26 protein-coding genes are annotated in these 23,065 nt (G+C 46.4%); 5 read left to right on the forward strand and 21 right to left on the reverse strand.

Annotation, left to right across the window (positions count from 1 at the left end):
* Positions 1-17 precede the first annotated feature (17 nt).
* Positions 18-3,833, reverse strand: coding sequence for an efflux RND transporter permease subunit (locus tag HDCHBGLK_RS01295; RefSeq protein ID WP_004606884.1), 3,816 nt, complete (start codon positions 3,831-3,833; stop codon positions 18-20).
* Between the two features lie 200 nt (positions 3,834-4,033).
* Here HDCHBGLK_RS01295 and ymfI point away from each other — a divergent pair, with 200 nt between their 5' ends.
* Complete coding sequence (gene ymfI / locus HDCHBGLK_RS01300) at positions 4,034-4,768, forward strand: elongation factor P 5-aminopentanone reductase (protein WP_004606885.1); 735 nt, start codon at positions 4,034-4,036, stop codon at positions 4,766-4,768.
* Between the two features lie 53 nt (positions 4,769-4,821).
* Here the strand turns inward: ymfI and HDCHBGLK_RS01305 are convergent, their stop codons facing one another.
* The 9 genes from HDCHBGLK_RS01305 to HDCHBGLK_RS01345 all read right to left on the reverse strand — a co-directional run bounded on the left by HDCHBGLK_RS01305 (position 4,822) and on the right by HDCHBGLK_RS01345 (position 11,354).
* On the reverse strand, positions 4,822-5,574 hold the full coding sequence (locus tag HDCHBGLK_RS01305; protein WP_004606886.1) for an exodeoxyribonuclease III: 753 nt from the start codon (positions 5,572-5,574) through the stop codon (positions 4,822-4,824).
* Positions 5,575-5,608: 34 nt separating this feature from the next.
* On the reverse strand, positions 5,609-6,343 hold the full coding sequence (truA, locus tag HDCHBGLK_RS01310; protein WP_004606887.1) for a tRNA pseudouridine(38-40) synthase TruA: 735 nt from the start codon (positions 6,341-6,343) through the stop codon (positions 5,609-5,611).
* Positions 6,344-6,496: 153 nt separating this feature from the next.
* Positions 6,497-6,946: a transcriptional regulator NrdR gene (gene nrdR, locus HDCHBGLK_RS01315; protein ID WP_009248822.1), complete on the reverse strand. Its 450-nt coding sequence runs from the start codon at positions 6,944-6,946 to the stop codon at positions 6,497-6,499.
* Positions 6,947-7,031: 85 nt separating this feature from the next.
* Positions 7,032-7,271, reverse strand: coding sequence for a PRC-barrel domain-containing protein (locus HDCHBGLK_RS01320; protein ID WP_004606889.1), 240 nt, complete (start codon positions 7,269-7,271; stop codon positions 7,032-7,034).
* Between the two features lie 91 nt (positions 7,272-7,362).
* On the reverse strand, positions 7,363-8,571 hold the full coding sequence (locus HDCHBGLK_RS01325) for an ABC transporter permease (RefSeq protein ID WP_009248823.1): 1,209 nt from the start codon (positions 8,569-8,571) through the stop codon (positions 7,363-7,365).
* Between the two features lies 1 nt (position 8,572).
* Complete coding sequence (locus tag HDCHBGLK_RS01330) at positions 8,573-9,346, reverse strand: ABC transporter ATP-binding protein (protein WP_004606891.1); 774 nt, start codon at positions 9,344-9,346, stop codon at positions 8,573-8,575.
* 146 nt (positions 9,347-9,492) lie between these two features.
* Positions 9,493-9,678 (reverse strand): ferredoxin, encoded by a 186-nt coding sequence (locus HDCHBGLK_RS01335; protein ID WP_004606892.1) that lies wholly within the window; start codon positions 9,676-9,678, stop codon positions 9,493-9,495.
* A 63-nt stretch (positions 9,679-9,741) separates the two neighbouring features.
* Positions 9,742-10,671 carry a carbamate kinase gene (arcC, locus tag HDCHBGLK_RS01340; protein WP_004606893.1) on the reverse strand — a complete coding sequence of 310 codons (930 nt, stop codon included), beginning with the start codon at positions 10,669-10,671 and terminating at the stop codon, positions 9,742-9,744.
* 104 nt (positions 10,672-10,775) lie between these two features.
* On the reverse strand, positions 10,776-11,354 hold the full coding sequence (locus HDCHBGLK_RS01345; protein ID WP_004606894.1) for a CD3073 family putative ECF transporter S component: 579 nt from the start codon (positions 11,352-11,354) through the stop codon (positions 10,776-10,778).
* A 201-nt stretch (positions 11,355-11,555) separates the two neighbouring features.
* Between HDCHBGLK_RS01345 and HDCHBGLK_RS01350 the strand changes: the two genes are divergently transcribed.
* A complete protein-coding gene (locus HDCHBGLK_RS01350; protein ID WP_009248824.1) occupies positions 11,556-12,080 on the forward strand; it encodes a CD3072 family TudS-related putative desulfidase in 525 nt (174 codons plus the stop codon).
* A gap of 43 nt (positions 12,081-12,123) precedes the next feature.
* Here the strand turns inward: HDCHBGLK_RS01350 and HDCHBGLK_RS01355 are convergent, their stop codons facing one another.
* The gene (locus HDCHBGLK_RS01355) at positions 12,124-12,360 is read right to left on the reverse strand and encodes an HPr family phosphocarrier protein (RefSeq protein ID WP_004606896.1); all 237 of its coding nucleotides are present in this window, start codon (positions 12,358-12,360) and stop codon (positions 12,124-12,126) included.
* A gap of 257 nt (positions 12,361-12,617) precedes the next feature.
* Between HDCHBGLK_RS01355 and HDCHBGLK_RS01360 the strand changes: the two genes are divergently transcribed.
* Both HDCHBGLK_RS01360 and HDCHBGLK_RS01365 read left to right on the forward strand, forming a co-directional pair.
* Positions 12,618-13,799: an IS91 family transposase gene (locus tag HDCHBGLK_RS01360; RefSeq protein ID WP_039909242.1), complete on the forward strand. Its 1,182-nt coding sequence runs from the start codon at positions 12,618-12,620 to the stop codon at positions 13,797-13,799.
* 35 nt (positions 13,800-13,834) lie between these two features.
* On the forward strand, positions 13,835-14,029 hold the full coding sequence (locus HDCHBGLK_RS01365) for a hypothetical protein (protein WP_004607984.1): 195 nt from the start codon (positions 13,835-13,837) through the stop codon (positions 14,027-14,029).
* 260 nt (positions 14,030-14,289) lie between these two features.
* Here the strand turns inward: HDCHBGLK_RS01365 and HDCHBGLK_RS01370 are convergent, their stop codons facing one another.
* The gene (locus HDCHBGLK_RS01370; RefSeq protein ID WP_004605815.1) at positions 14,290-15,318 is read right to left on the reverse strand and encodes a hypothetical protein; all 1,029 of its coding nucleotides are present in this window, start codon (positions 15,316-15,318) and stop codon (positions 14,290-14,292) included.
* Between the two features lie 321 nt (positions 15,319-15,639).
* Positions 15,640-15,828, reverse strand: coding sequence for a hypothetical protein (locus HDCHBGLK_RS01375; protein ID WP_050755125.1), 189 nt, complete (start codon positions 15,826-15,828; stop codon positions 15,640-15,642).
* A gap of 174 nt (positions 15,829-16,002) precedes the next feature.
* On the opposite strand from HDCHBGLK_RS01375, the gene HDCHBGLK_RS01380 reads away from it, so the two are divergent.
* Complete coding sequence (locus tag HDCHBGLK_RS01380; RefSeq protein ID WP_004605818.1) at positions 16,003-16,410, forward strand: hypothetical protein; 408 nt, start codon at positions 16,003-16,005, stop codon at positions 16,408-16,410.
* Between the two features lie 41 nt (positions 16,411-16,451).
* On the opposite strand, the gene HDCHBGLK_RS01385 is transcribed toward HDCHBGLK_RS01380, so the two are convergent.
* The 8 genes from HDCHBGLK_RS01385 to HDCHBGLK_RS18715 form a co-directional block, all read right to left on the reverse strand.
* A complete protein-coding gene (locus HDCHBGLK_RS01385) occupies positions 16,452-16,757 on the reverse strand; it encodes a hypothetical protein (protein ID WP_004605819.1) in 306 nt (101 codons plus the stop codon).
* A gap of 4 nt (positions 16,758-16,761) precedes the next feature.
* Positions 16,762-16,941 carry a hypothetical protein gene (locus HDCHBGLK_RS01390; protein WP_004605820.1) on the reverse strand — a complete coding sequence of 60 codons (180 nt, stop codon included), beginning with the start codon at positions 16,939-16,941 and terminating at the stop codon, positions 16,762-16,764.
* A gap of 15 nt (positions 16,942-16,956) precedes the next feature.
* Positions 16,957-17,613, reverse strand: a complete 657-nt coding sequence (locus HDCHBGLK_RS01395) for an IbrB-like domain-containing protein (RefSeq protein WP_004605821.1) — start codon at positions 17,611-17,613, stop codon at positions 16,957-16,959.
* Positions 17,594-18,982, reverse strand: coding sequence for a DUF3440 domain-containing protein (locus HDCHBGLK_RS01400; RefSeq protein WP_233440724.1), 1,389 nt, complete (start codon positions 18,980-18,982; stop codon positions 17,594-17,596). The genes HDCHBGLK_RS01395 and HDCHBGLK_RS01400 overlap by 20 nt, the downstream gene beginning before the upstream one ends.
* A complete protein-coding gene (locus tag HDCHBGLK_RS01405; RefSeq protein ID WP_004605823.1) occupies positions 18,912-20,324 on the reverse strand; it encodes a DEAD/DEAH box helicase in 1,413 nt (470 codons plus the stop codon). The genes HDCHBGLK_RS01400 and HDCHBGLK_RS01405 overlap by 71 nt, the downstream gene beginning before the upstream one ends.
* Entirely contained in the window at positions 20,314-21,483 is a 1,170-nt protein-coding gene (locus HDCHBGLK_RS01410) for a hypothetical protein (protein ID WP_039909441.1), read from the reverse strand. The genes HDCHBGLK_RS01405 and HDCHBGLK_RS01410 overlap by 11 nt, the downstream gene beginning before the upstream one ends.
* Before the next feature lie 340 nt (positions 21,484-21,823).
* Positions 21,824-22,762 (reverse strand): CHAP domain-containing protein, encoded by a 939-nt coding sequence (locus HDCHBGLK_RS01415; protein ID WP_050755126.1) that lies wholly within the window; start codon positions 22,760-22,762, stop codon positions 21,824-21,826.
* A 64-nt stretch (positions 22,763-22,826) separates the two neighbouring features.
* Complete coding sequence (locus HDCHBGLK_RS18715; protein WP_004605826.1) at positions 22,827-23,000, reverse strand: hypothetical protein; 174 nt, start codon at positions 22,998-23,000, stop codon at positions 22,827-22,829.
* Positions 23,001-23,065 lie beyond the last annotated feature (65 nt).

The raw sequence follows: 23,065 nt of genomic DNA on the forward strand, positions 1-23,065 counted from the left end.
ATGTACCTCTCTTATCATTATTGATCCAACGTGGTTTCGATTTCCTCTATACCTTCACGAAGTCTTGCCTTTTCTTTTTTATGAAACAGATCAAAGATACAAGGGACAACTACTAAGGTTAATATGGTTCCATATATCAATCCGCCAATGGTAACAACCGCCATAGGCTGCACCATATCCGAGCCCATTCCGAAGCCGATTGCCATGGTTGACAATCCAAGAATTGTTGTAAGAGCCGTCATGATGATCGGTCTGAGCCTGGTCTTGCCTGCCTCTACCAAGGCCTTTTCTTTTTCCATACCGGCCGCAATCAACTGGTTGGTATAGTCAATGAATACAATACCGTTATTGACTATAATGCCTGACAGCATTACAAACCCAATCATCGCGATTACGCTGACTGCCATTCCCGACATCCATAAGGCAAGAAGGCCTCCTGTGAATGCCAGCGGCACGGTAAACATAACGATGAACGGAGAACGCAGAGACTGGAACTGCGCCACCATGATGAGATACATAAATACGATAGCCAGCGCCAGCATCTTAAAGAGTTCTATCATCGCCTCGTTGATAGTCTCATCTTCTCCAGTCATCTTTATCTCGTATCCTTCCGGGGCGTCGTAGGATTTCAGCGCCTTCTTCACCCGGCTGCTGACCAGGCCGATATTATCCCCATCCTTAATCTCTGCCGTAACCGACATGAATCGGCTCTGATCTTTCCGGCTGATTGCTCTAAGGCCACAGGCGTCTTCGAATGTGGCAATGTCGGCCAGTTTCACATCTTCTGATGTTCCATCCTGCTTCTCGGCAGTGATGGTCAGATTGCGGATGTCCTCCCTGCTAAGGCTCTCGTTGGCATCATCCAGTACATAGACATCATAATCATTGGTATCGGTTGCCAACGTGGTGGCCGTCTGGGCTTCTGCAAGTTTTCCATACAGCTGCTGGTATACTTGAGCCACCGTAAGGCCATGCTGCGTTGCCTTTGTCTTATCCACTACGACCCGCAGTTCCTCGTTATTGTCTTCTGTTCCATCCAGTACATTCTGAGTTCCTTTTGTCTTCTCTACGATTCCCTTGACATCATTTGCTACTTTCTGTAGTTTATCCAGGTCTTTCCCCTTTATCTGGATGTTAATCCCCGAGCTGCCAAGAGCGCTCATATCCATATTGGACATATTTACGGTAAGTTCGCCGTCAATATCCTTTGTTACGCTTTCGATCTTTTTCTTAAGCTGTCCATTGTCCAGGGACGGATGATCCTTTGTGATCGCGTAGAATTCAATTACATTCGATTCCGTCTGCGTCCCCATCATATCAGATGCAGATACCAGGCCGCCGATATCCTTGATATCCTCAATCTTTCCAATCCGGTCCATTACCTGATCCGCCACCTTGGCTGTATCGTCAAGGCTGCTTCCCTCTTCTGTCTTAAGCGTCATAGCGATCTGGTTGCTCTCCATCTGAGGCATGAATTCTGTTCCCCTTGACAGGGCCAATGCAATGCTTGCTATGAACAGCGCCAGAGCCCCCAGCAGTACCAGAAACTTCTTATGCAGCGCCTTTTCAAGCAGTTTGCCATATCCCTGCCTGATCTTGGCGAATATTTTTGACTCCTTATCTTCCGTCTTCTTCAGCAATCCCGCGGACATCATAGGAACCAGGGTCAGAGCCACAGCCAGACTGGCCAGAAGCGAGTATGCGATGGTAAGCCCCATGTCTACAAACAGCTGTCTGGTGATTCCACTGGTAAACACGATTGGCAGGAATACGCAGACCGTCGTCAGCGTAGAGGCCATGATTGCCCCGCCTACCTGTCTTGCTCCTTCTATGGCCGCTTCTTTGGCGGAAGCGCCCTCTTCATTCCTCATGCGGTATATATTCTCAATTACGACGATAGAGTTATCCACCAGCATCCCGACACCCAGCGCAAGCCCTGATAAGGATATGATGTTCAGGGTTACCCCTGAGAAATACATGGCAACCAGCGCTGTCATGATACTGATCGGGATGGAGCACGCAATAACAAATGTAGGACGGAGGCTCTTTAAGAATACCAGCAGGATAATCACCGCCAATATGGCTCCAAAGATCAGGTTCTGCAATACGGAATGGACGATAAGGTCAATGTATACGCCCTGATCCATCAGCGTTACCGTCTTGATTTCTGCGTTATCCTTCTTTAAACGATCCAGTTTCTCGAGCACTCGCTTGCTTACATCTCCGGTAGAGTACCCGGTCTGTTTCTGAACGCTTAGCATGACTCCGGGCTTGCCGTTAATCTTCGCGTACGTCTCATCCGAATTATTCACCAGTTCCACATTCGCAATATCCGACAGTTTGACAGGATCGATGCCTTCCATGTCTATCAGCACAAGATCCTTGATGTCTTCAATGCTCTTGAACTTGTCGCCGACGCGGACCAGGTAATCAATTCCCCCCTCCGTCACATACCCCGCAGGCATGCTGAAGTTCTCCGCGGCCAGAATCGTCTTGACCATATCCGCCGACAGGATGCTGCTTACATCCGCGCTTCCTGCTGCCTGGCTTTGCGCCGACTCCATCTGCGCTTCCTGCATCTGGATTGCCGCTTCTCCTGCTGCCAGCTGGGCTGTTCCTTCCCCGATGCCTACAGCCGCCTCCAGCTGGCCGGATGCCAGCCGGCCTCTGGCCTGCGCCAGCGTCATAGCCCCGTTATTTACCTGATCCTGGATGGACTCCAACTGCCCCTTTCCTGCCGCCACCTGATCAAGTCCTTGCTGAATCGCTGCTTCCTGCTGCGTCAACTGCTGGGCGGTAGTTTCCAAGGTAGAATGACTCGTGTCGTAAGAATCAATGATTGGCTGTAGTTCGTTCTTCTGCGCCTCCAATGCTTCTCTTTGATCTGTAGTAAGATCCGGGCTCTGTAATGCTGCAATGATCTGGTCGTAACTTGCTTTTGCCGTCTCCAGCTGTGTCAGCTGAGCCTGAGCTGCTGCCTTTGCCGCCTGTACCGTGGCGAGGCTCTGCTTAAGCTGGGTATCGGTCACGTTCAGTTCTGCCATTTTTTCCGTGATCTCCAGTTGGGCCTGCTTAATCTCCTCGCTTTTGGCAGATATCCGGGACTCCGCCTGGGCAAGTCCCTGAGATGCCTGGGAGGTACCTGCCGCCAGGGCTGCCTTTCCGCTTTCCACCTGCGCCTTGGCCTCATCCAGGGCCGATTTGGCATCATTTATCTTTTTTTCCAGTTCTGCCTTGATATCATCATTTAATTCCGTAACCTTCTGCTCGTTGACGGTAATCTCCACCGTATTCTCTATGCTTCCAGAAGCAGCCACAGAAGCCACCCCTTCTACGCTTTCTACTTCTGGAATTACCTCTTCCTTGATCACTTTGCTGGTTTCGGCCGCATTATTTCCCCCGGCACTGACCGCAGCAATCAGTACAGGCATCATATCAGGATTTAATTTCATGATAATGGGATTGGAAACTGCATCCGGCCAGAATCCTTGGATCTGATCCAGGCTTTCTCTCATCTCTATGGTGACGGAGTCCATGTTCGTCGTCTGTTCGAACTCCAATATGACCGTAGATGCATTTTCATTAGATATTGACTGAATTGTCTTGATATTGCTGACCGCAGCCATTGTCTGCTCGACTGGCTTGGTTACGACTTCTTCCACCTCTTCCGGGCTTGCGCCGGTATAGGTAGTCATTACTATCGCGTATGGAAGGTTCATGCTGGGAAGCAGATCCAGCGTCATATTGCCGAATGAGACTACTCCCAGGATAATAATCAGAACCACTCCCACCACTACTGTGTAAGGTCTTTTTACACTGAATTTTGATAACATACTCGTCCTCTTTCTCGTCTTTACTTTCTCGCCTATACTTTCTCGCCTATACTTTTATTGCCGCCCGAAATATGCATGGCGGCTCATATGTAAATCATATCACTTGGAACTTTAATTAGCAATGATTCTGGTATATAATGATAAGTAGAAAAAGGGAATTTTTATAATTATTTTAGAATCTCGGACAGGGGGCAATATAGATGAATAAAAAAACGGTTCTGGTTACAGGTGCTTCCAGGGGAATTGGAAAAAGCACTGCCTTGTATTTCGCAGCGAGAGGGTATCATGTTTTTCTGAACTGCTGTACTTCCGTTTCTGATCTGAACAAGGTAAAGCATACCATAGAGACTTCCTATCATGGCTCCTGTGATATCGTGCTTGGCAATGTGGGAAAGCCGGAAGAGACGGATCAGATATTCCGGCACATCTACAGCACATGCAGTTATCTGGATGTACTGATCAACAATGCCGGCGTCTCTTATATCGGACTGCTGACAGATATGAGCAATTCGGAGTGGGAACATATCATTCAGACGAACCTGTCTTCCGTCTTCTACTGCTGCCGACACGCCATCCCTCCTATGGTAGCCAGGAAGTCCGGCAAGATCATCAATGTATCTTCCATGTGGGGAACCTCCGGCGCCTCCTGCGAAGCTGCGTATTCTGCCTCCAAGGCAGGGGTAAACGGTCTTACCAAGGCGCTCGCCAAGGAACTGGCTCCCAGCAATATCCAGGTAAATGCCGTGGCCTGCGGAGTCATTGATACGGCCATGAATCAGAGGCTTACCAGGGAGGAACGAAAAGATCTGGAGGAAGAGATTCCAATGGGAAGATTCGGTACCACCGATGAAGTGGCAAGCATCATCTGGGATATCGCCAATGCTTCTCCTTATATGACGGGGCAGGTAATCGGGGTTGACGGCGGGTATCTGTAAAATTTATATGAGTTTAAGAAAGCCGGCATCGCTTTAGATGTCGGCTTTCTCATTTATTTCATTTCCAATACGATCGGACAGTGGTCAGACCCCATTACATCCGTCAGGATCTTCGCATCCACCAGCCTCTCCTCCAGTGATTCTGATACACAGAAATAGTCGATACGCCAGCCTGCGTTCTTGGCCCTGGCGCTGAAGCGGTAAGACCACCAGGAATAGATCCCTTGTGCATCCGGATAAAAATACCGGAACGTATCAATGAACCCGGCATCTACCAGCGAGGTGAACTTAGCCCGCTCTTCATCTGTAAATCCGGCATTCTTGCGGTTTGTCTTGGGATTCTTAAGGTCAATCTCCTTGTGGGCCACATTCAGGTCCCCGCAGAAGATCACCGGCTTCGCTTCTTCTAACTTCTTCAGATATGCAAGGAAGTCATCCTCCCACTGCATACGATAGGGAAGCCTTGCCAGTTCATTCTGAGAGTTAGGCGTATATACTGTAATAAAATAATAATCTTCAAATTCCAGGGTGATCACGCGGCCTTCCTGGTCATGTTCTTCGATTCCAATTCCGTAAGATACGGATATGGGCTCCTGCTTTGTGAATATGGCGGTTCCTGAATACCCTTTCTTCTTCGCGTAGTTCCAGTACTGGTGATATCCCGGAGTCTCCAGTTCCAGCTGGCCTTCCTGCATCTTCGATTCCTGAATGCAGAAAATATCCGCATCAGCCTCCTGAAAGAACTCCATAAAGCCTTTCTGTACGCAGGCCCGGATTCCATTTACATTCCATGAAACAAACTTCATCTATCTTCCTCCAATATATATAGTATGCTCTCTATTAATAATACACTTTACGCAGGAAAAGGCCCCTTGCAGGAGCAAGGAAACCTGCAAGGCACCTGTCTTCTGCCGCGATTACCACCGGCAGCATGGATGCATCCCTCTTCCCGGTACCGATTTCCAGCAAAGTTCCCGTCAGGATACGCACCATATGGTAGAGAAAGCCTGTCCCATAATAGGTGATCCTTACCTTCTCGCCGGTGCTGACAATCTTGATATTAATAATACGGCGGATCGGATCTTTGCACTCCTTATCATCAGTAAAACTGGTAAAATTCTTAGGTCCGATGAGATACTGTACCGCGTCCCTCATTGCCTCGATATCCAGCTTCTCCGGATAATGGTAGCAGTAGCGGCGCGAGAATACATCCGGCTTCTCCCGGCAGTCAATATAATACTCATATTTTTTCCCTTTTGCGCTCTTGCGGGCATGAAATCCGTTCTTTACAAGTTCTACTTTTACAATCCGGATATCCTCCGGAAGGTAGCGGTTCAGCGAATCCTTCAGTTCCTTTGTATCATAGAGTTTGGAAAGTTTTACGCTTGCAACCTGGCCACGGGCATGTACGCCCGCGTCCGTCCTGCCGGAGCCATCCACATGCACGCGGTATCCCACTAATTTGCCGATGCTCCACTCCAGCACGAACTGGATCGTATTGTCCGTCGTGGCCTGGCGCTGCCACCCCTGATATCTGCTCCCATCATAAGCAATGGTTAATTTGTACGTTCTCATATATCTCACCCAATCTAAAAATCGTATTCTTTATCAGCATCTTCTGTTTCACCAAAATTATGTAAGAAAAAGGAAGAAGCAAACCGACTCTTTTTTGCTTCTCCCTTTTATTCTATCACTTTATGGCCCGCTTAGCAAATACCTTCTTACATTCTACTTCAATATCTTTTTCAACTCATCCATAAAGGTATTCACGTCCTTAAACTCTCTGTATACGGATGCAAATCTTACATATGCAACCTCATCCAGCCCTTTTAACTCTTCCATGACGATCTCGCCTATTGTGCTGCTTGGAATCTCCTTTGCTTCCAGGCTGAATATCTTCGTCTCTATGCCGTCAATGGAACGCTGGATGTCTTCTGCAGATACCGGCCTCTTATAGCAGGCGCGCAGAACCCCATTCTCAATCTTCTTTCTATTATACTGCTCCCGGTTATTATCCTTCTTAATGATAATCAGTGGAATCGTCTCCACCTTCTCGTAGGTCGTAAACCTCTTGCCGCACACATCGCATGATCGGCGCCTGCGTATGGAGTTGCCATCTTCCGCCGGCCTGGAATCAATAACTCTGGTATCTGGATGATTACAATATGGGCACTTCATCTCGACTTGATCCTTTCTTTTCTTAATACATATAGTATATCTGCTCGATATTCAGAAGTCAAATCTCTTTTGATTCTTTTTTCGGTCATCCCTCCTCATGGATTTCCACAAGGATTATATCCGGTCCAATCTTCCGGATGCATTTGTATGGGATAATATATTCCGCCCCATCGCTGAAGAAGCCGCATAGTTTTCCGCCCTTGGGAATGACCAGGGCCTCGATGCATCCTTTGCACTCATCGATGATCAGGTCTACAACATATCCAAGTTTCTTACAGTCGCACGCATTAATCACTTCTTTATTCTCAAGTTCGCACAGGCGCATGCCGGCACCTCCTTTTATCCATATGGGACCAATATAAAAATCCGCATATACTACTTACTACATAGTATATGCGGAACCTCTGCCTCTTGCCTTATGCGGACATTACTTTTTCGCTTTCAAACGCCTTTACAATGACGCCAAGAAGGATTGCGCCTACCGCCAGCGTTTCAGCCAGCGTTACTCCATACTGGAACATGGTGACCTCCTGGCTTAAGATTCCCTGTAGCACCAGCGCATTATTGTAAAATGGGATGAAATAGGTCGTCTGGCTGGGTTCTCCTGACGTAAACATGGTGAACAGCCCTACGATCAAAACCAGCATATACGCCGGCATCACGTACGTGCTTGCCTCCTTGGTAGACTTGGCAAACACGGAAATCAGCGCAATAATGCTGGAATACAGGAAGGAAAGCGCTACCAGCATCGCACCGAGCATGATTCCCTGCTGCGGGCTTAAGCTGATGCTCAACTTATCAAGGCCTCCCATATAACCCATCATGATCGGAGCGCATATCACCATGGCGATCACATAGATCAATGAGGAAATGCCGGATACCGTCATCAGGGAGAATACCTTGCCAAGTACGATGGAACTTCTCTTGATCGGAGATACCAGAAGGCTGGCCATAGTCCCCCTCTCCTTTTCTCCCGCGATCATATCCGTTCCGATTCCCATTGCCCCCGCAAAGAGAAGAATCGTAATAAAATATGGGAGCATCGTTCCGATTGCCTTGCCGCTGGCCTTCTTCTCATCCTGGATGTACATTTCATCATTGTCTGAATTTATCTGGAATACGGTCAGCTGCTCCATATCGCTCACCCTCTGGGACAGCAGGAACTGCCGGTAGGCCTCCAGCGCCGCGTCCATATTGTCTGCTGCTGCCCTGGAATAATCTTCGGACGGATTCTGGTATGTCTTGACCTGAGGAATCTTGCTGCCCTCCCGATAGTCTTCTACCTCCTGCCGGAAGTTATCCGGGAATTCCACGATCAGATCCGCTTCCCCTTCCAGAATCTCTTTCTTAGCCTGCTTCATTTCCTTCGCGCTGTCAATGTCCTTTAACTTGAACTTCGCCCCCGAGGCATCCAGGATATCATTCAGCGTCTCCGGCTTATTCATTATGTAGACCTGCGCTACATGGGATTCGATATCATCCTCCATATTGGATGCCAGCCCATTTACAATAGACAGGATGACCACCATAATCAGCACCGGAAGTAGAAATACGGAGAATACCATCTTCTTGTCTTTGAATATCCTGGCCATCTCCTTGTTAAATATCTGCTTGATTCCGCTCATCTTACTCATCCCCCTTCTTTGACTTGTAGAACTCGAAGAACGCGTCCTCCAAGTCTGCCGCATTGGTCTGTTCCAGAAGCTGCTCTAGCGTTCCTTCCGCAACCTTATACCCGTCAATGATAATGCCAATCCTGTCGCAAAGTTTCTCTGCTTCCGACATGATATGCGTAGAGACGATCACCAGTTTGCCATCATCTCTTAATTTCTTCAAATAATCTGTCACGCTTCTTGCCGTAACGATGTCCAGGCCATTGGTAGGCTCGTCAAATATTACGATATCCGGGTCATGAACCAGGCTGACCGCAATGGCTGCCTTCTGCTTCATGCCTGTAGACAGTTCCTTAATCTTCTTATGGGCGAAATCCTGAATTCCAAAATAGGAAAACAGTTCTTCCTTACGCTTTTCCAGCCTGTCTTTCGGTATATTGTGCAGCCTTCCGAAGAATCCGAACATGTAGTCTACATCAAACTGCTCATCCAGCTTGATATCACTGGTCAAGAATCCGATACTTTCGCGCACAGACTCCGGTTCCTTCTGAACCTCGTGGCTATTCACATAGATCTCTCCCTTGGTAGGCTTTATCAATGTGGCAATACACCTGAGAGTCGTAGTCTTTCCCGCGCCGTTGGGACCCAAAAGCCCATAGATCTCCCCTTCTTCTGCCTTCAGGCTCAGATCATCCACCGCTGTCTTCAGCGGATTCTTTGTTTTGGATTCAGCCATCTGCTTTTTATTCAGCTTATACACCTTGGTTAAATGCTTAATCTCAATCATTGCTCTCTCCTCACATCATCCTTGTCACATAGTTTCATTGTACTAGTAAACTAGTACAATAATATTATATTTTGTACTCTTTGTCAATAGTTCCGCACGAAAAACCGGAGATGCAGCATAGATATGCTGCATCTCCGGCAGATTTCCTATTCTTCAATATCAATTACGGATACAGGACAACTGTCCCTTGCCTCCGTTGCCGCGCTTTCATACTCAGGCGCCACATCCGCATATGCTTCAGCAACACCGTCATCATTAAACCGGAACACTTCCGGGCAGGCTGCTACGCAAGCCCCGCATGAGATACAGCCTTCATTGACTCTGGCTTTCATAGTTCATTCCTCCTTGCATTTTTCAAGTAGTATGCCCTATTTTTCCAATTCTACTCGTGTCCATTATTTTATAATGGTACCGGTTCTGCCTTTGAGCGCATCCTCCAATTTATCAAAGGATGTAATCAACGCCCTTCTTCCTTCACGCTTCTCTATAAACGCTACAGACGCGCTGAACTTTGGAAGCATATTGTACTCGCCGAAATGGCCTTCTTCCATATACTGTCTGGCCTGTTCTATGGTAATCTCGCCCAGTTCCTCTTCCTGCGGCCTTCCCATATTGATCTTGACCTTTTCAACGCTGGTCAGGATGAGCAATTCGTCCGCATCCACCTCTTCCGCAAGCTTGCCGGCCGTCAGATCCTTCTCGATGACTGCGCTGGCGCCTTTTAGATGATTGTCCTGCTTTAGTACCGGAATTCCTCCTCCTCCGCAGGCCACAACGATCTGATCTGCATCCAGAAGCGCTTTGATGGCATCAATCTCTACAATGCTGACCGGATTTGGCGCAGATACGATGCGGCGGAATCCCTTTCCTGGCTCTTCCACCACATAATTGCCTTTCTTACGCTCTTCATTGGCTTCTTCTGCATTCATATAGCGCCCCAGCACTTTCGTCGGCGTATAGAATGCCTCATCATAAGGATCTACGATCACCTGGGTAAGAATCGTACTGACCGTCCTGTATATCCCGCGGTTCAGAAGTTCCTCCCGGATACCATTCTGCAAGTCATATCCAATGTATCCCTGGCTCATGGCAGAGCATACGGACATAGGAGCTGCCGTGTAGTCCTGATGCGCCTTGCCAAATTCATTCATAGCCGTATGGATCATTCCTACCTGGGGCGCATTGCTATGTGTGATTGCCACCTGGCAGCCATTCATGATCAGATCTGCGATTATCTTTGATGTCTTCTTTACCGCTTCCTTCTGCTCTGGCAGGGTGGTGCCAAGGGCACGGTGTCCTAGTGCAACTACAACTCTTTTCTTCATCGTCTATACCTCTGCTTTTTTGAAAAATACTATTGTGAAACATAAGAAAATTATAGTATCTTTCTATAGAAAATGCAATGTTGGATTTGAACTGCGCAGGGGCACTATGCTTTTGCTTTTCTCTGCAGCATGCAGGCTGGTTTCAATGTCGCCGGCATGGACTTAATAAGAAGATAGATGATCAGGCATGAACCGATCTTATCTACCAGGTTATTGGCAAGTTTTGGAAGGAAAGAAGCGGCAAATATGCTTGCACCGCTCTGCTTAAGCCAGACAACCGCCACATCGGAAATCGTTCCCGTAAGTCCTCCATATACGGCGATTCCAATCGGCGTTCCAATAATCGGAGCGATAATTCCAATCGCGATTCCCGCGATCACTACATTGACAAGCGTAAACCTCGCCTTGCGGAAAATAAATCCGATAACCAGGCCGATCGCGATATTTACCAGCATAAATGGCATATCCGTCATTCCATTTAAGATCGCGGTCAGGAAATTAGTAAGACCTCCAACCGCAGCGCCATACCATGGGCCGAAATATATGGCGATGAAGATCGTGCCGATGGTATCCAGGTAGACCGGGAACTTGATCATTGCCATTACAATCCCAAGGACAATATTAATGGCGATTGCAAGCCCGCACATCATAAGTTTCATTGTGTTAGAAATTTCTTTGTTCATAGTGATTCCTCATTCCTTTGTTTATTTCATTGCTACGCTGTAATCGTATCAGCTGGTCTCATAGTTTTCCAATCATTATTTATAATAGATAGGGAACTATATTATATTTTTCTATAGCCTTTCCGGTTCAAGAACTGGTACAATAGTCCTGTCGATAAATGAAAATCAGCCAGCACATTCATGTGTTATAAGGAGTATCCCATGAAACAGAAAATTGTTATAGTCAGCCATTGCTTTCTAAATGATGCCGCCAAGCTCCGCAATCAGGACGCTGCGGATATGGAGCAGGAAAGGACAAAAAAGCGGTCATTCCTGAAGGAATTATTAGAACAGGGAATTGAAGTTCTCCAGCTGCCCTGCCCGGAATTCATCCTATATGGATGCAACCGCTGGGGACACGCCGCTTCCCAGTTCGATACGCCGCATTTTCGTCAGGAGGCCAGGAATATGCTACTGCCGATCGTCATGCAGCTGGAGGAATACGCAGCCTATCCGGACCGCTATGACATTCTGGGCGTCTACGGCATCAATGGCAGTCCCAGCTGCGGAGTAGACTATACCTACGACGGAGACTGGGGCGGCGAGCTTGGAGGCAAGGATGCCCCCTGCCAGTTAGATAAGGCGTACAGGCCCGGCATTTTTATGGATGTCTTTGCAAAACTACTGGAGGAAAGGCATCTCTCCATAAAGTTCTACACGCTGGATGCCGAAAACCGCCCCATATAAAGAAGGCAGGGCCACTCGCCCTGCCTTCTGATTCATCCTCTGGCTATGCCGCCACGATATACTTGCTGATCTCTTTAAGCACCTCATCGCAGTCTTCACTGTATATTCGCAGTTTCAACCGATTGCCCAGACCTAGCGCAATAATCCCCAGCAGGGATTTGGCATCTGCCACCGAGTTGCTGCCTCGCAGAATATCCATGCTATATGGGAAGCGTTCTACTGTATTTGTAAATTCTACTACTTCATCCGGGTTTTTGAATTGAATGATTACCTGGCTCATGTGGAATACTCCTTTCTCTCATTACTTATATATGTATCCAGCCCATAGCCGTTACCATACATCGATTTCATTCTTCCCATATATCTTACCCGGAAAAAGGAAAATTTATACAATCTAATTCCTAACGTGTTTTCCTTTTTTTGATGCCATTTGCTGGCGACAAATAAAAATAGTGTCTTCGACACTTCAACTCCCCTGCCCCTCAATCATGAGGGATAGGGGTTTCTTTTTGCTTCATTTTGCTTCATAATGGTCTTATGAATATCTTACAAAAAATTTTTATCGAACATTATGAAGAAATGATTTATCTTCAACATCCTCGTGATGCTATTGTTGAGAATGTAGAAAAAATGATTCATTGTGGCGATCCATCTTATGGTGGCGCCATGTATATTTGTCCCAATTGTGGTAATTTCAAATTTACTGCTTTTCGTTGTCATTCTCGCTTCTGTCCAACTTGTGGTAACATGTATTCCATTGACAGAACTACTGCTATGTCTTTTAAGATTATTGATGTACAACATCGGCATTGTGTTTTTACCATTGATGATTCTTTGCGGCCTTTTTTTCTTAAAGACCGTTCTCTTCTTAACTGCCTTTTTTCGGCAGTCAACAGCGTGATTTCTCGTATGTTCCATAAAGAAAATAAATCTGAATTATTTACTCCTGGATTTATTTGCGTCCTTCATACCTTTGGCAGAGATTTAAAATGGAATCCTCACATTCACTGCCTTGTTTCTGAAGGTGGTGTTGGTAATACTCTTTCCTGGCGACACTTCAAACATTTTAACTATCATTTTTTACGTGATGCGTTCCAAACTGCTCTTTTAAATGAACTCCATCAAAAAATAGGTCCAGCTTTCAAAAAAGTAAAATCTGCTATCTATGCAAAAGATAAAAATGGTTTTTATGTTCGCGCCATGCCTAACAAGTGTAATCCTTCTCAGGTTATCAAATATATCGGTCGTTATCTTGGCAGACCTGTTATTGCTACTTCTCGCATTGATTCTTACGATGGTGATTTTGTCACCTTCCATTACAACCGTCATGAAGACAATAAACTTATTACAGAAACTGTTCCTGTTTTGGAATTCATTGACCGCTTAACACAACACATCCCTGAAAAACATTTTAAAATGATTCGCTATTATGGTATTTACGCTCGTCACCGTAATTCTGACAATTTTTTACGAAAAGCCATTTCCAGAGAAAAACATAACTTTTTTCTTTCACTCAATAGGTGGCGTGATTCAATCTTACATTCTTTTGGTTACGATCCTTTAAAATGTCCGAACTGTGGAAAAACCATGCTATTTTTAGAACTATATTTTAATCATAATCCTGTTCCTTTGCATGAATTATACGAAAAGGCTATGCAAAAACATAGATGTCGTTCGCCTGCCTCGTTTTCATATCTTCCAAAACCTCTTTTCTCATGATAAACTCAATATATCTTAAGAACGGAGGCCACACTATGAAACGTATAACAGAAGCAGAACTCGCAAAGGAACTAAGGGAACAGTACATTAAAAATCCACCAGAAGGTATGACTTCTAAAGAAGTCCATGACATGAGTGACGACGAACTTCTGGATATGGATTATTTCTTACATGAATTTGATAACCTTGATGATGACGATTTTGGTGAAGAGGGCTTTTACATCTTTTAATCCAAACCGTCTGATTCACTATGCCCGCTTTTGAGCGGGCTATTTTAGTCCCCAAGTTCTCCGAAAGGAGAACTTTCCTATAAAGCGAAAAAAGGCATAACTTCCAGTTATAGAAGTTATGCCTTTTGAAAGTCGGGGTAACAGGATTCGAACCAGTTGAAAATACCGTAAACATAGCGTATTTACTTGGCTTGTGAAATCCGTGTTGCATTTCGTGTTGTATATAATTTTTATTGGTCAACTAAATAGAAAATTTCTATTTAGTTACATTTTTTTTCAGAAATATACCGAGATAATAATTCAATCTCTTCATCTTTTATGACGCCTTGGAAATATTCTAAAATAAAGTTTATTCCACCAATGCCGTCACTTTTATCTCCATTATTTTTCCAGTTTTCGTATAGTTCTAATATTTCTGGTTCTATTTTGTGGGAAGTTACATAATTCCGCGCTTTGAGCGTTTCCGTCTTAAGAATTTCTCCAATTTCTTTAAACGGCTCTTCTCTTCCCGTTAATTTATAGACACTATTGATTTTCTCAATAACATCCGAAACAAAAAGAGGATTTTTGGTATATGCATCCAACTCTACATAGGATGCATCAAGGATTTTTCTATATTTTAGATATTTTTCTATTTTGTTCTTATTTCTATCATAGATTTTATCAATGATTTTTGTTATTTCTTTTCTTTCCTCCTCCGTTATTTTTGCTATGGTATCAAATTTAACAGTTTTATCTTGTTCTTGGAATACAAGAACACTTATTGGACTCGAAATATGAAGCCGCTCCTGTAATTCTTTTCCTTTTAAATCCCCGTCCTTGCAGTAATCAAAATTGTTAATTGTTACTGCCTGATATGCAGAAGCATATTGGATTAAATGAGGTGGCAATGTTCCAATTACAAATTTATCTTCAATGTCTTCCGGGTTAATGTTTCCAGTAAAAACTGTAGCATTGGGATACATAACCTTGAGGATTTCAATTGTCCCATTGTGTCTAGATACAATGATTTCCTCCTTGTCTTCCTCCTTATCTTCCCACTGCACAATCAACTTATTAACATCTAAATCGGCGTTAAATAAGTCCTCAGAGGTATTAAATACCATTCCTCTCGGAAGTACCGGCGCATAATATTTCATGATCCCCATTTCTGCCATTATCGCCGGAGATAACGAAGATACTATTTCTTTTCTTCTGTATCTGTTGGAGTTCTCGGCATAATCTTTTAATGCCTGAAATCCGTATGCTTTTATAGTACAATTACTCAATATCTCATTTAACTTTTTCATATTCATACCTCTTTTCAATTTTTTTATTATGTGCTATTATTGTAGGGGAGCGGTGGCAAGCCCGCCCTCCTTTGCTTCTCTCTATATCTTTTTGTGTATCTTCTCGGAGTTCTTTTAACTCCTTCTTAGCCGTCTCTATATCCCCTTCTCTCCAGCAATTCATTTAATTTGTCCAAGTCTCTTTTTAGCCTTCTTAAATATGCCACAAATTCTTTCATATCTTCCATGAAACTCCTTTCCGATATTGTTAAGTGTTGCTTGCCTCTCTTAACTATCTTTATTATATACTATAGCGCGCTATATGTCAATAGCATTAGCGCACTAATTTGAAATTCTCTCAATTTTTTCATTGATCGCATCCAAATAGAATTGTCTCATGCTTGGATATCCGGCTTTTTTTGCAGCCTTTTCGTATCGCTCGAATTCTTCTGGCTTTACGCGAAACCTTATCTCCTTTAATTTATCCAGGTAGTTCATTGTATACTCTTTCTGCTTTTCATTGTAGGCCATTTTCCCACCTTCCTTCCTTTCTTCTTTATAAAGTATAACATGCAACACATTAGTGCACTATATGCATAATGCACTAAATTAGTGCGCTAATTTTAGTAGACTTGTCAGTTGAAATATAGGGCGCTATAGTTTATAATGTAATTACAAGGAAAGGAAAATGAAGGAGGAACAAAAATGAGCGAAATAGATACTATTATAAACAGGATTTATGGGATGAAAAGAAACCCCATAGCATTATCATCCCTAAACGCTGAGGAATATAATGATTATGAAGTCATCACGGAAATGCGTTATGAAAAGCGCGATATAAGTTGGGAGGAAAATTGGGAATGCGGAGAAGAGGTAGGATATAAGTACTGCTATGCATTCAAGCCCGGACGGCTTATCTATGACAAGCTGCTTGATTGCAATACTTATACCTATGGATCTGTATTAAGTTTGTATAAACTCTCTCAGGAGGATGATGGGAAAGATTATTTTGACCCAGATAAGGAAATCGAGATAGACGAATTCCGCTATATAGTCACAGACGAATGCAAGGAAATGAAGGAACATCTTAAAAGGATGGATTTATTTCACTAGATCGAAACGGCCTATCCAGCTTGAACAGGATAGGCCGCTATTTATACCTCGAACCATTCCTCCCCAATCATCAATCCAAGGCTCATATCATATTCTCCATCACAGATCACATGCCCCTTATGCATCCGATACCCTTTTTCCAGCACGTATCTGCATGGGAACGGGCATTCGTACATGTCAAGATCTCCATTATCCTCTGCCTCTGAAAGCAGGCATTCTGGTATTGCCATAATCACATGGCCGGTTTCCATATCGTTATAATAATAGTTGAATTCCTTCAGTTCCTCTGGAATTCCCGCATAATTGTCCTTCGTGATTCCGCTTAGTCCTTCATGGCTTCTTCTCAACCTATCATCTCCTCTTCTTCTCTATTATGATCCGGTCCTCGTCCATATACAGGACGACCTCACGCTCTTCCGGCGTTATGCCAAGCACCCTCACCATTTCGGCAGGAAGGCAGACCTTGTAGTTTACGGAATTCCTTCCGGCTGTCCCTCCGGCCCTTCCGATTATTATATTCCTTTCTACCACGCCATCACCTTCCTTCTATTCCTCATAGTATTTCCCCTTGAATTCTTCCCATGATCTGCTGAACTCATGGTTCATGAATGCTTCCTTCAGGCCTGTGATCTGCTTCAGCCTTATGACCTCATCCAGATCCATTCCAAGCCGCCTGCATATCTTCTCGTCATCCCATCCCATCTGCGATAGTTCCAGGACGATTTCCGACATTGGGCGGATTCCATGAGTTCCACGCGCCCGGTTATGGCGGATGGTAGATCCTATCCTCTCATCCTCCGTCTTGTCTATCGTTGACACGGGGAGATATTCATGCACCCTGTTTCGGATGTCTGCATGCTCCCTTCCCACGCGGTTTCTGTGGAACCCGTCCACGATCTCCCGGGTTCCATCCCCTAAGTCATAGGTTACAATAGGCATCGTGTACCCGTCAAGTTTTATCGACTCGTAAAGCAGCCTCATTTCCGGGCCAGCGACATGATTCGGATTATACTCGTTCGCATGTACGTCCTCCTGCCTTACCCACTGTATGCAGTCGCAAGGCTCGTCCCTGAACGGGCTGACCTCGTGCAGGCATCTCCTTGCGTGATTCAGCGCCTCTACCTTTTCCTTATCATCAAGGCATCCGATCTCCTCTGACAGTTCGCGCGCTAGTTCCTCTATCCTATTCATTCTCTTGTCCATGCTCTTCCGCCTCCATTTTCTCCGCTATCCTCTTGAGCCTCTTGCTGTCCGTGTCCCTGGGCCTGATGATGTTGCTGTATTTCTTCTTCAGTTCGAACAGGCGCTTCACGTCGGACTTGGTCTCTCCAAAGGAAAGCCTCGACATCCAGAAGTCGTTCTTCTCGATCGCCCGCGCTATCCTCCTCCATGACGCGGCCTTCTTGGCTGACTCTAGTTTCCTGTCTGCCTCATCCGGGATATTGTCGGCCGATATGCCCTCCTGCTTCTCATACCATCCAAGAAACGTTGATATCTTCCTGTAGTAGTGGTCCCGCACTTCCGGGGCGTACATCCCGATGCTCTCAAGCAGGAATACCGCGTACTGCTCCCATGTCATTCCATCCGGCTTTTCCGACCTGATGTTCCCGAGAAGGGAGGATCTGCAATAGATGTTCCCGAAGTTTACGCCATACACCCGGTCCAGGACCTTTTCCCACGTCTCCGGCTCAAGCGTTCGGAACTGATCAAGCCCCTTCCGCTGGTCATCCCCGTACGGCTGGCATAGGCGCTGCTCGTATATGGATACCCCGTTCTTATTCATCAGCTCGTAGATCTCGTTGAACAGGAGTCCGTATCTTGCCACCGCCGTCCAGTCATCCTCTGTCCTCCAGTCATAGAGCGGATAGAAGTTCCAGCAGTCCAGCGCCTCTGATTTGCAGTGCGCCCTCGTAGTCCATCCGTAGTCCTTGTATCGCTCCTTTGTCCCACTGATGATCGTCCGAAACCGGTTCAGCGACTCGTCTGACCGTATGCCGATTCCCGCCGCCGTCTTCCCGCCATGCTTCTCGTTATACCATTTCGCAAACCATTGGATGAATTCCTCGAATTCCATCCCGCGGAAGAACCAGTCCCAGCCTTCCGGGTGATCGTCCTCCGTGCACAGGATGATATCGTCCCTGCGGCTCGGGCAGTCGCGCACCCATTTCTCCCGGTCCTTCTTATCCCAGCAGATCCATTTCGGCTGTATTGCAGATACCGCGTTTCTTAGCGATAGCGGCATTGCCACCCAGTACCACTCGTCCACGACATCCCTCGTGGCATCTATCAGATCGTTCACGTGGTCGATCGTGGCCTTGTACTGCGCCTCAAGATCTATATACAGGACAGAGAACCTCTTTCCCGCCTTTCGCGCCTCCTGCGCCATCAGCTGCAGCATGATCGAACTGTCCTTTCCTCCTGACACTGACACGTAATAGTTATCAAACTCCCTTAAAACGGTCTGGTATCTCAGGATTGCTGCATCATATACGTTGATATCCTTATATACCTTCGGCATCTTCATCCTCCAATTCATTGCAATCGAATACTTCATGGCTGTATCGGCTCCCATACACGTATCTCTCCAGAGCCTTCATCCTGTCCCCTGACTTCCCGATATCGCTCTTGATACATTCCAGGATATTCTCCTTCCTGCTGAGGCATTTCAGGATCTGCTCGTCTATCGTATTCTCGGCGCATATATCCGTGATATATACGTCATGGCCCTGGCCGAGCCTGTGAACGCGGTCCTCCGACTGCATCCGTTTCCCAAGATCCCAGTCGTTGGACATGTATATGATATTGTGGCAGAACTGTAGGTTCAGCGAGAATCCCGCGCAGTTCCTATTCGCAATGAGGTAGTCGCTGTCTCCGGCGAACCGGCGAAGCGCGATATCCCTCTTTCTCTGCGGCACCTTTCCGTCAAATCTTACCGCTCCCGGAATGATCCTGCAAATCTGCTCGATCTCTGACTCGTACCGGCAGAATATGATCGTCTTTTCTTCCGCCAGGATATTCATTAACATTTTTATCCTTGGATTGTCCATCGGGTCATGGAACATCTCTACGGCATCGAAGTGCGAACCTGATTTATTGAATATGAGCCGCTTTCCCGATATGATGGCCTGAAGCCCCGAAAAAAGCCTGTATATCGTTTCCGGCTTCCATTCGTCCACCTCGAGCATCAGCCTGCCTGCGGCTTCCGCATACTCTTGCAGCTGCTCTTCCGTAAGAGAGAAATAAGAGGTTTCATAATGCTTTTTCGGAAGTTTCATGCACTGCTCCTTTGTGATCTGGAACGTGTACGGCCCTATCTTCTCTGCCAGATAGTCCGTGTTCAGGACGTTCCTCAGTTTCCCGTACTCGTCATATTCCAGATGGTTAGCCGCAAAACTCCAGTAACTCCTATATCCCAGTATCCTCCAGTCCAGGAGATAGAACTGCGCGTACAGGTCTGCCTCGTTCCTCGATATCGGCGTTCCGTTCAGGATCATCCTATACGGGCATTTCTCCGCGATCCTGCGTATGTTCTCTGTCCGATATGCGCGGCTGTTCTTCACAAGCAGGCTCTCGTCTATGACGAGAAAGCACCGCTTCCTCTCGCTGACGGATATCAGGTATGAGATCGCCCGTATGCTCGTGCTGAGCGTCTCTATTCCGCAGATCGTGAAGATGCCCAGCATCTCGTCCGGGCATTGCTTGACGATCTCTCTCTTTATATTCTCCTTTGCCGAGCATGGGCATAGCCATATCACGGCATCTATCTTTTTTTTCTCGTATCTTATCCTGGCAATCTCAAGGGCAGTGATCGTCTTTCCCGTCCCCTGCTCCATGAACAGTGCCCCCACCTTGATCCCTATGAGTTTTTCTACCGCTTCCTTCTGGTGCGGAAGGAGTTCATTCTTAAGCCTCATCTTTCAGATCCTCTATGATTGCCCTGGATGATTCAAGGACTTTGCGAAGCCTTTCCTCATCCGTTGGCTTCTTCCTGTCCGGCTCTCTGACATCCGCTTTCCGGTATCCGTTCGTCTCCTCTGCCTTGCGCTTCTCTTCCATTCTCGCACGCTTCGAATACCGGAATCCCATTGTCTCGGCAAAATCATCCAGTTCCCTATAAAATTCTGCCGGAACCATCATGCATCCGTCCCTCCATGCTGCTCCCGGGAGTTTTCTGGCCGCCTGATACAGCGTGTCATTATATCCGTCCCAGCATATGGCGAACATCTGCCGCTTCGCGTTCCACTTGATCCATCTTCCCGTCTCTTCCTCAAAGCCTACAGATATGGCCATCTGCCTTGTCCATTCGCTGTAGAACATTACCGTGAATCCGTTTGCCAGCAGCGCGTTCCCGATCTCTGCCGCCCTGTCATCTATGGCTCCTGTGAATTCGTCTATCGCCTTTTCCCATGCGCTTCCATTCCACCGGAATCCCTTTTCCTTTACGATCCCGATAAAATCATCATCCTTCACGTAGCGCGCTTCAAGGCTTCCTGAATCCGATACTGACAGCCTGACTATTCCAGGCTTGACCGGATTTTCCGGTGCCACTGCAAGCCGGATGTCCTCATCGATCATCTCTTCCATCACGTCCTTGGGAATCTCTTCCTCCTTTTTCAGATATTCCCTTGCAAAGATGATCAGCGTCTTATGCGCTTCGGATCTCCTGTCTATCCAGAATCTCGCATCCGTATGCGCCATGCATCCGCAATCGACCGCCTCTGCCAATTCTTCCTTGTCCATTTGTTTCCTGGATCCATCCTCGCATTCGATCATGACGCTATCCTTGACCCTGTCAATCATCCACAGCATTGACTCTATGGCGGATATCCTCAATGTCATGGCCCATTTCACCTGCTTCTCCGTTCCCGCAAGTTCTGGAAGTTCCATTTCCTTGGACTTTTCAGCAGCCTCCCGGCTCTTTCTATCGCGCTCTTCTTCCTGCCATTTTTCATAGCATTCAGGGCACATATGTTCAAAATGGCGGTCTGCCTTCCACTGCCTGTCCTTGGTAGGCCCTATGATGTTCACTCTTCCTTCATGACCGCAGGAATACGTCCCGTAATACCATGCCATATCTATATCCTCCATTCTATGATCCCTGGTTTCTACTGTATAGATATAGTATATATCATTGGTTACCAATAGTCAAGCATTTTGCAGATAAAATCCCGTCCATATTTATCATTTTTGTTGACTTATTCCCAGAATTGGGGTATTATACTTATATATTAGCCATCCTGATAACATTCGGGGTGTGGATTGCAGTAAAATTTTTAATTTTCATCTGCCACGTTTCGTGGCTATGCCCTTAGCGGCATGCCTATCCTGCTTACGCGGGATAGGCCTTTTTGTTTTCTGACGCAAATAATAGGCCCCGGAGTTTTTATGCTCCGGGGCCTTAGTGATGATATTATTAATTGATTGCGGTAAGGAATGATTTTCTTCCGGCCACCTCATCCTGCACCAGAGACTTGTCCCCCTGGAACATTCTTGTAGCCGCCGCGCATCCGCTTCCGAATTCTCCTGGATGCTCCACGCCATTAGGATCATATCCGTTAAGCAGCAGGAGTATCTCCCATGCAGTAACCATGTACTGAGTCTCGCCCTCGCACACATAATGCTGTGCAAATGCCGCATCTGTCTTTTTTCCCCAAATGCCGTCCTCTTTCAGTCCGGCATTGTAGTCCATATTCATGGCATGCTGTACGCAGCGTATCGCCGCCTTCTTGGTCTCAGGTCCGCGGATTCCATCCACGCCAATCTTAACGCCCGTGAAATTGATCGCATGCTGCTGTCCCTGCCTGATAAGGTCCTTTCTATGGATTCCATAGGCTCCATTGCTTCCGGATTCCACAACAACCGGCGATGGCATAATGATAGTGGCGCTTCCCCAATTTGGACGTCCATAGCCCATAATTAGATTGCTCCACTTGCTGATCACGCGGTCACATACCATGTCATTTCTGTTTCCCTCGCGGACGGTGAGGGTGTTCCCACTAACCTTAATGATCGCTCCAACATGATCTGACACTCCGTCTCCGCCCCAGTCGTAATAGATGATATCTCCTACAGCCGGAGCGTAGTTTCCTGCATATCGGCCTGTCCATAATCCCCTTGCCTTGAACCAGTTGATTCCATACGGGCAGTAGGCTGTGTTAGGCACTTTCCCCTGGTTTCCTGACTGGTACCCCGCCGCGGATATGGTAGCGTGGCACCACGGATCCTGATGTGACATCTTATAGGATTCCACTCTCTGCGAATTGTAGATATCAATAATGATATCATCCTGACCTCTTGCCTCGCTGTATCCGAACCATGAATCTAATACATCTCTATATTCTGTCCAACCCATATCATATTCTCCTTCCTGTGCGATGTCGCACAAAAAGAGAGCCTGTTTCCAAGCCCTCTGAATCCTACTTCTTGATTTCAATCTCCCAGAAGCCGCCGTCCTTAGTCCAGATTTGGACTCTGTCTCCGTCTCTTTTAATGTGATCCACTTGCGGACTGCGGCATACCTGTATGTACTCCTGCACGGACAGGATATTGCCCCTTGCCCGCACAAGATCGTCTATCTCCCAGGTGTACATTATTCATCCTTTCCAATCTGGTTAATGATCTGATTAGCGCATGTACTCATGTCTGCCACCAGTAT

The organism is [Clostridium] scindens ATCC 35704, assembly GCF_004295125.1.
GTDB classification, from domain to species: domain Bacteria; phylum Bacillota; class Clostridia; order Lachnospirales; family Lachnospiraceae; genus Clostridium_AP; species Clostridium_AP scindens.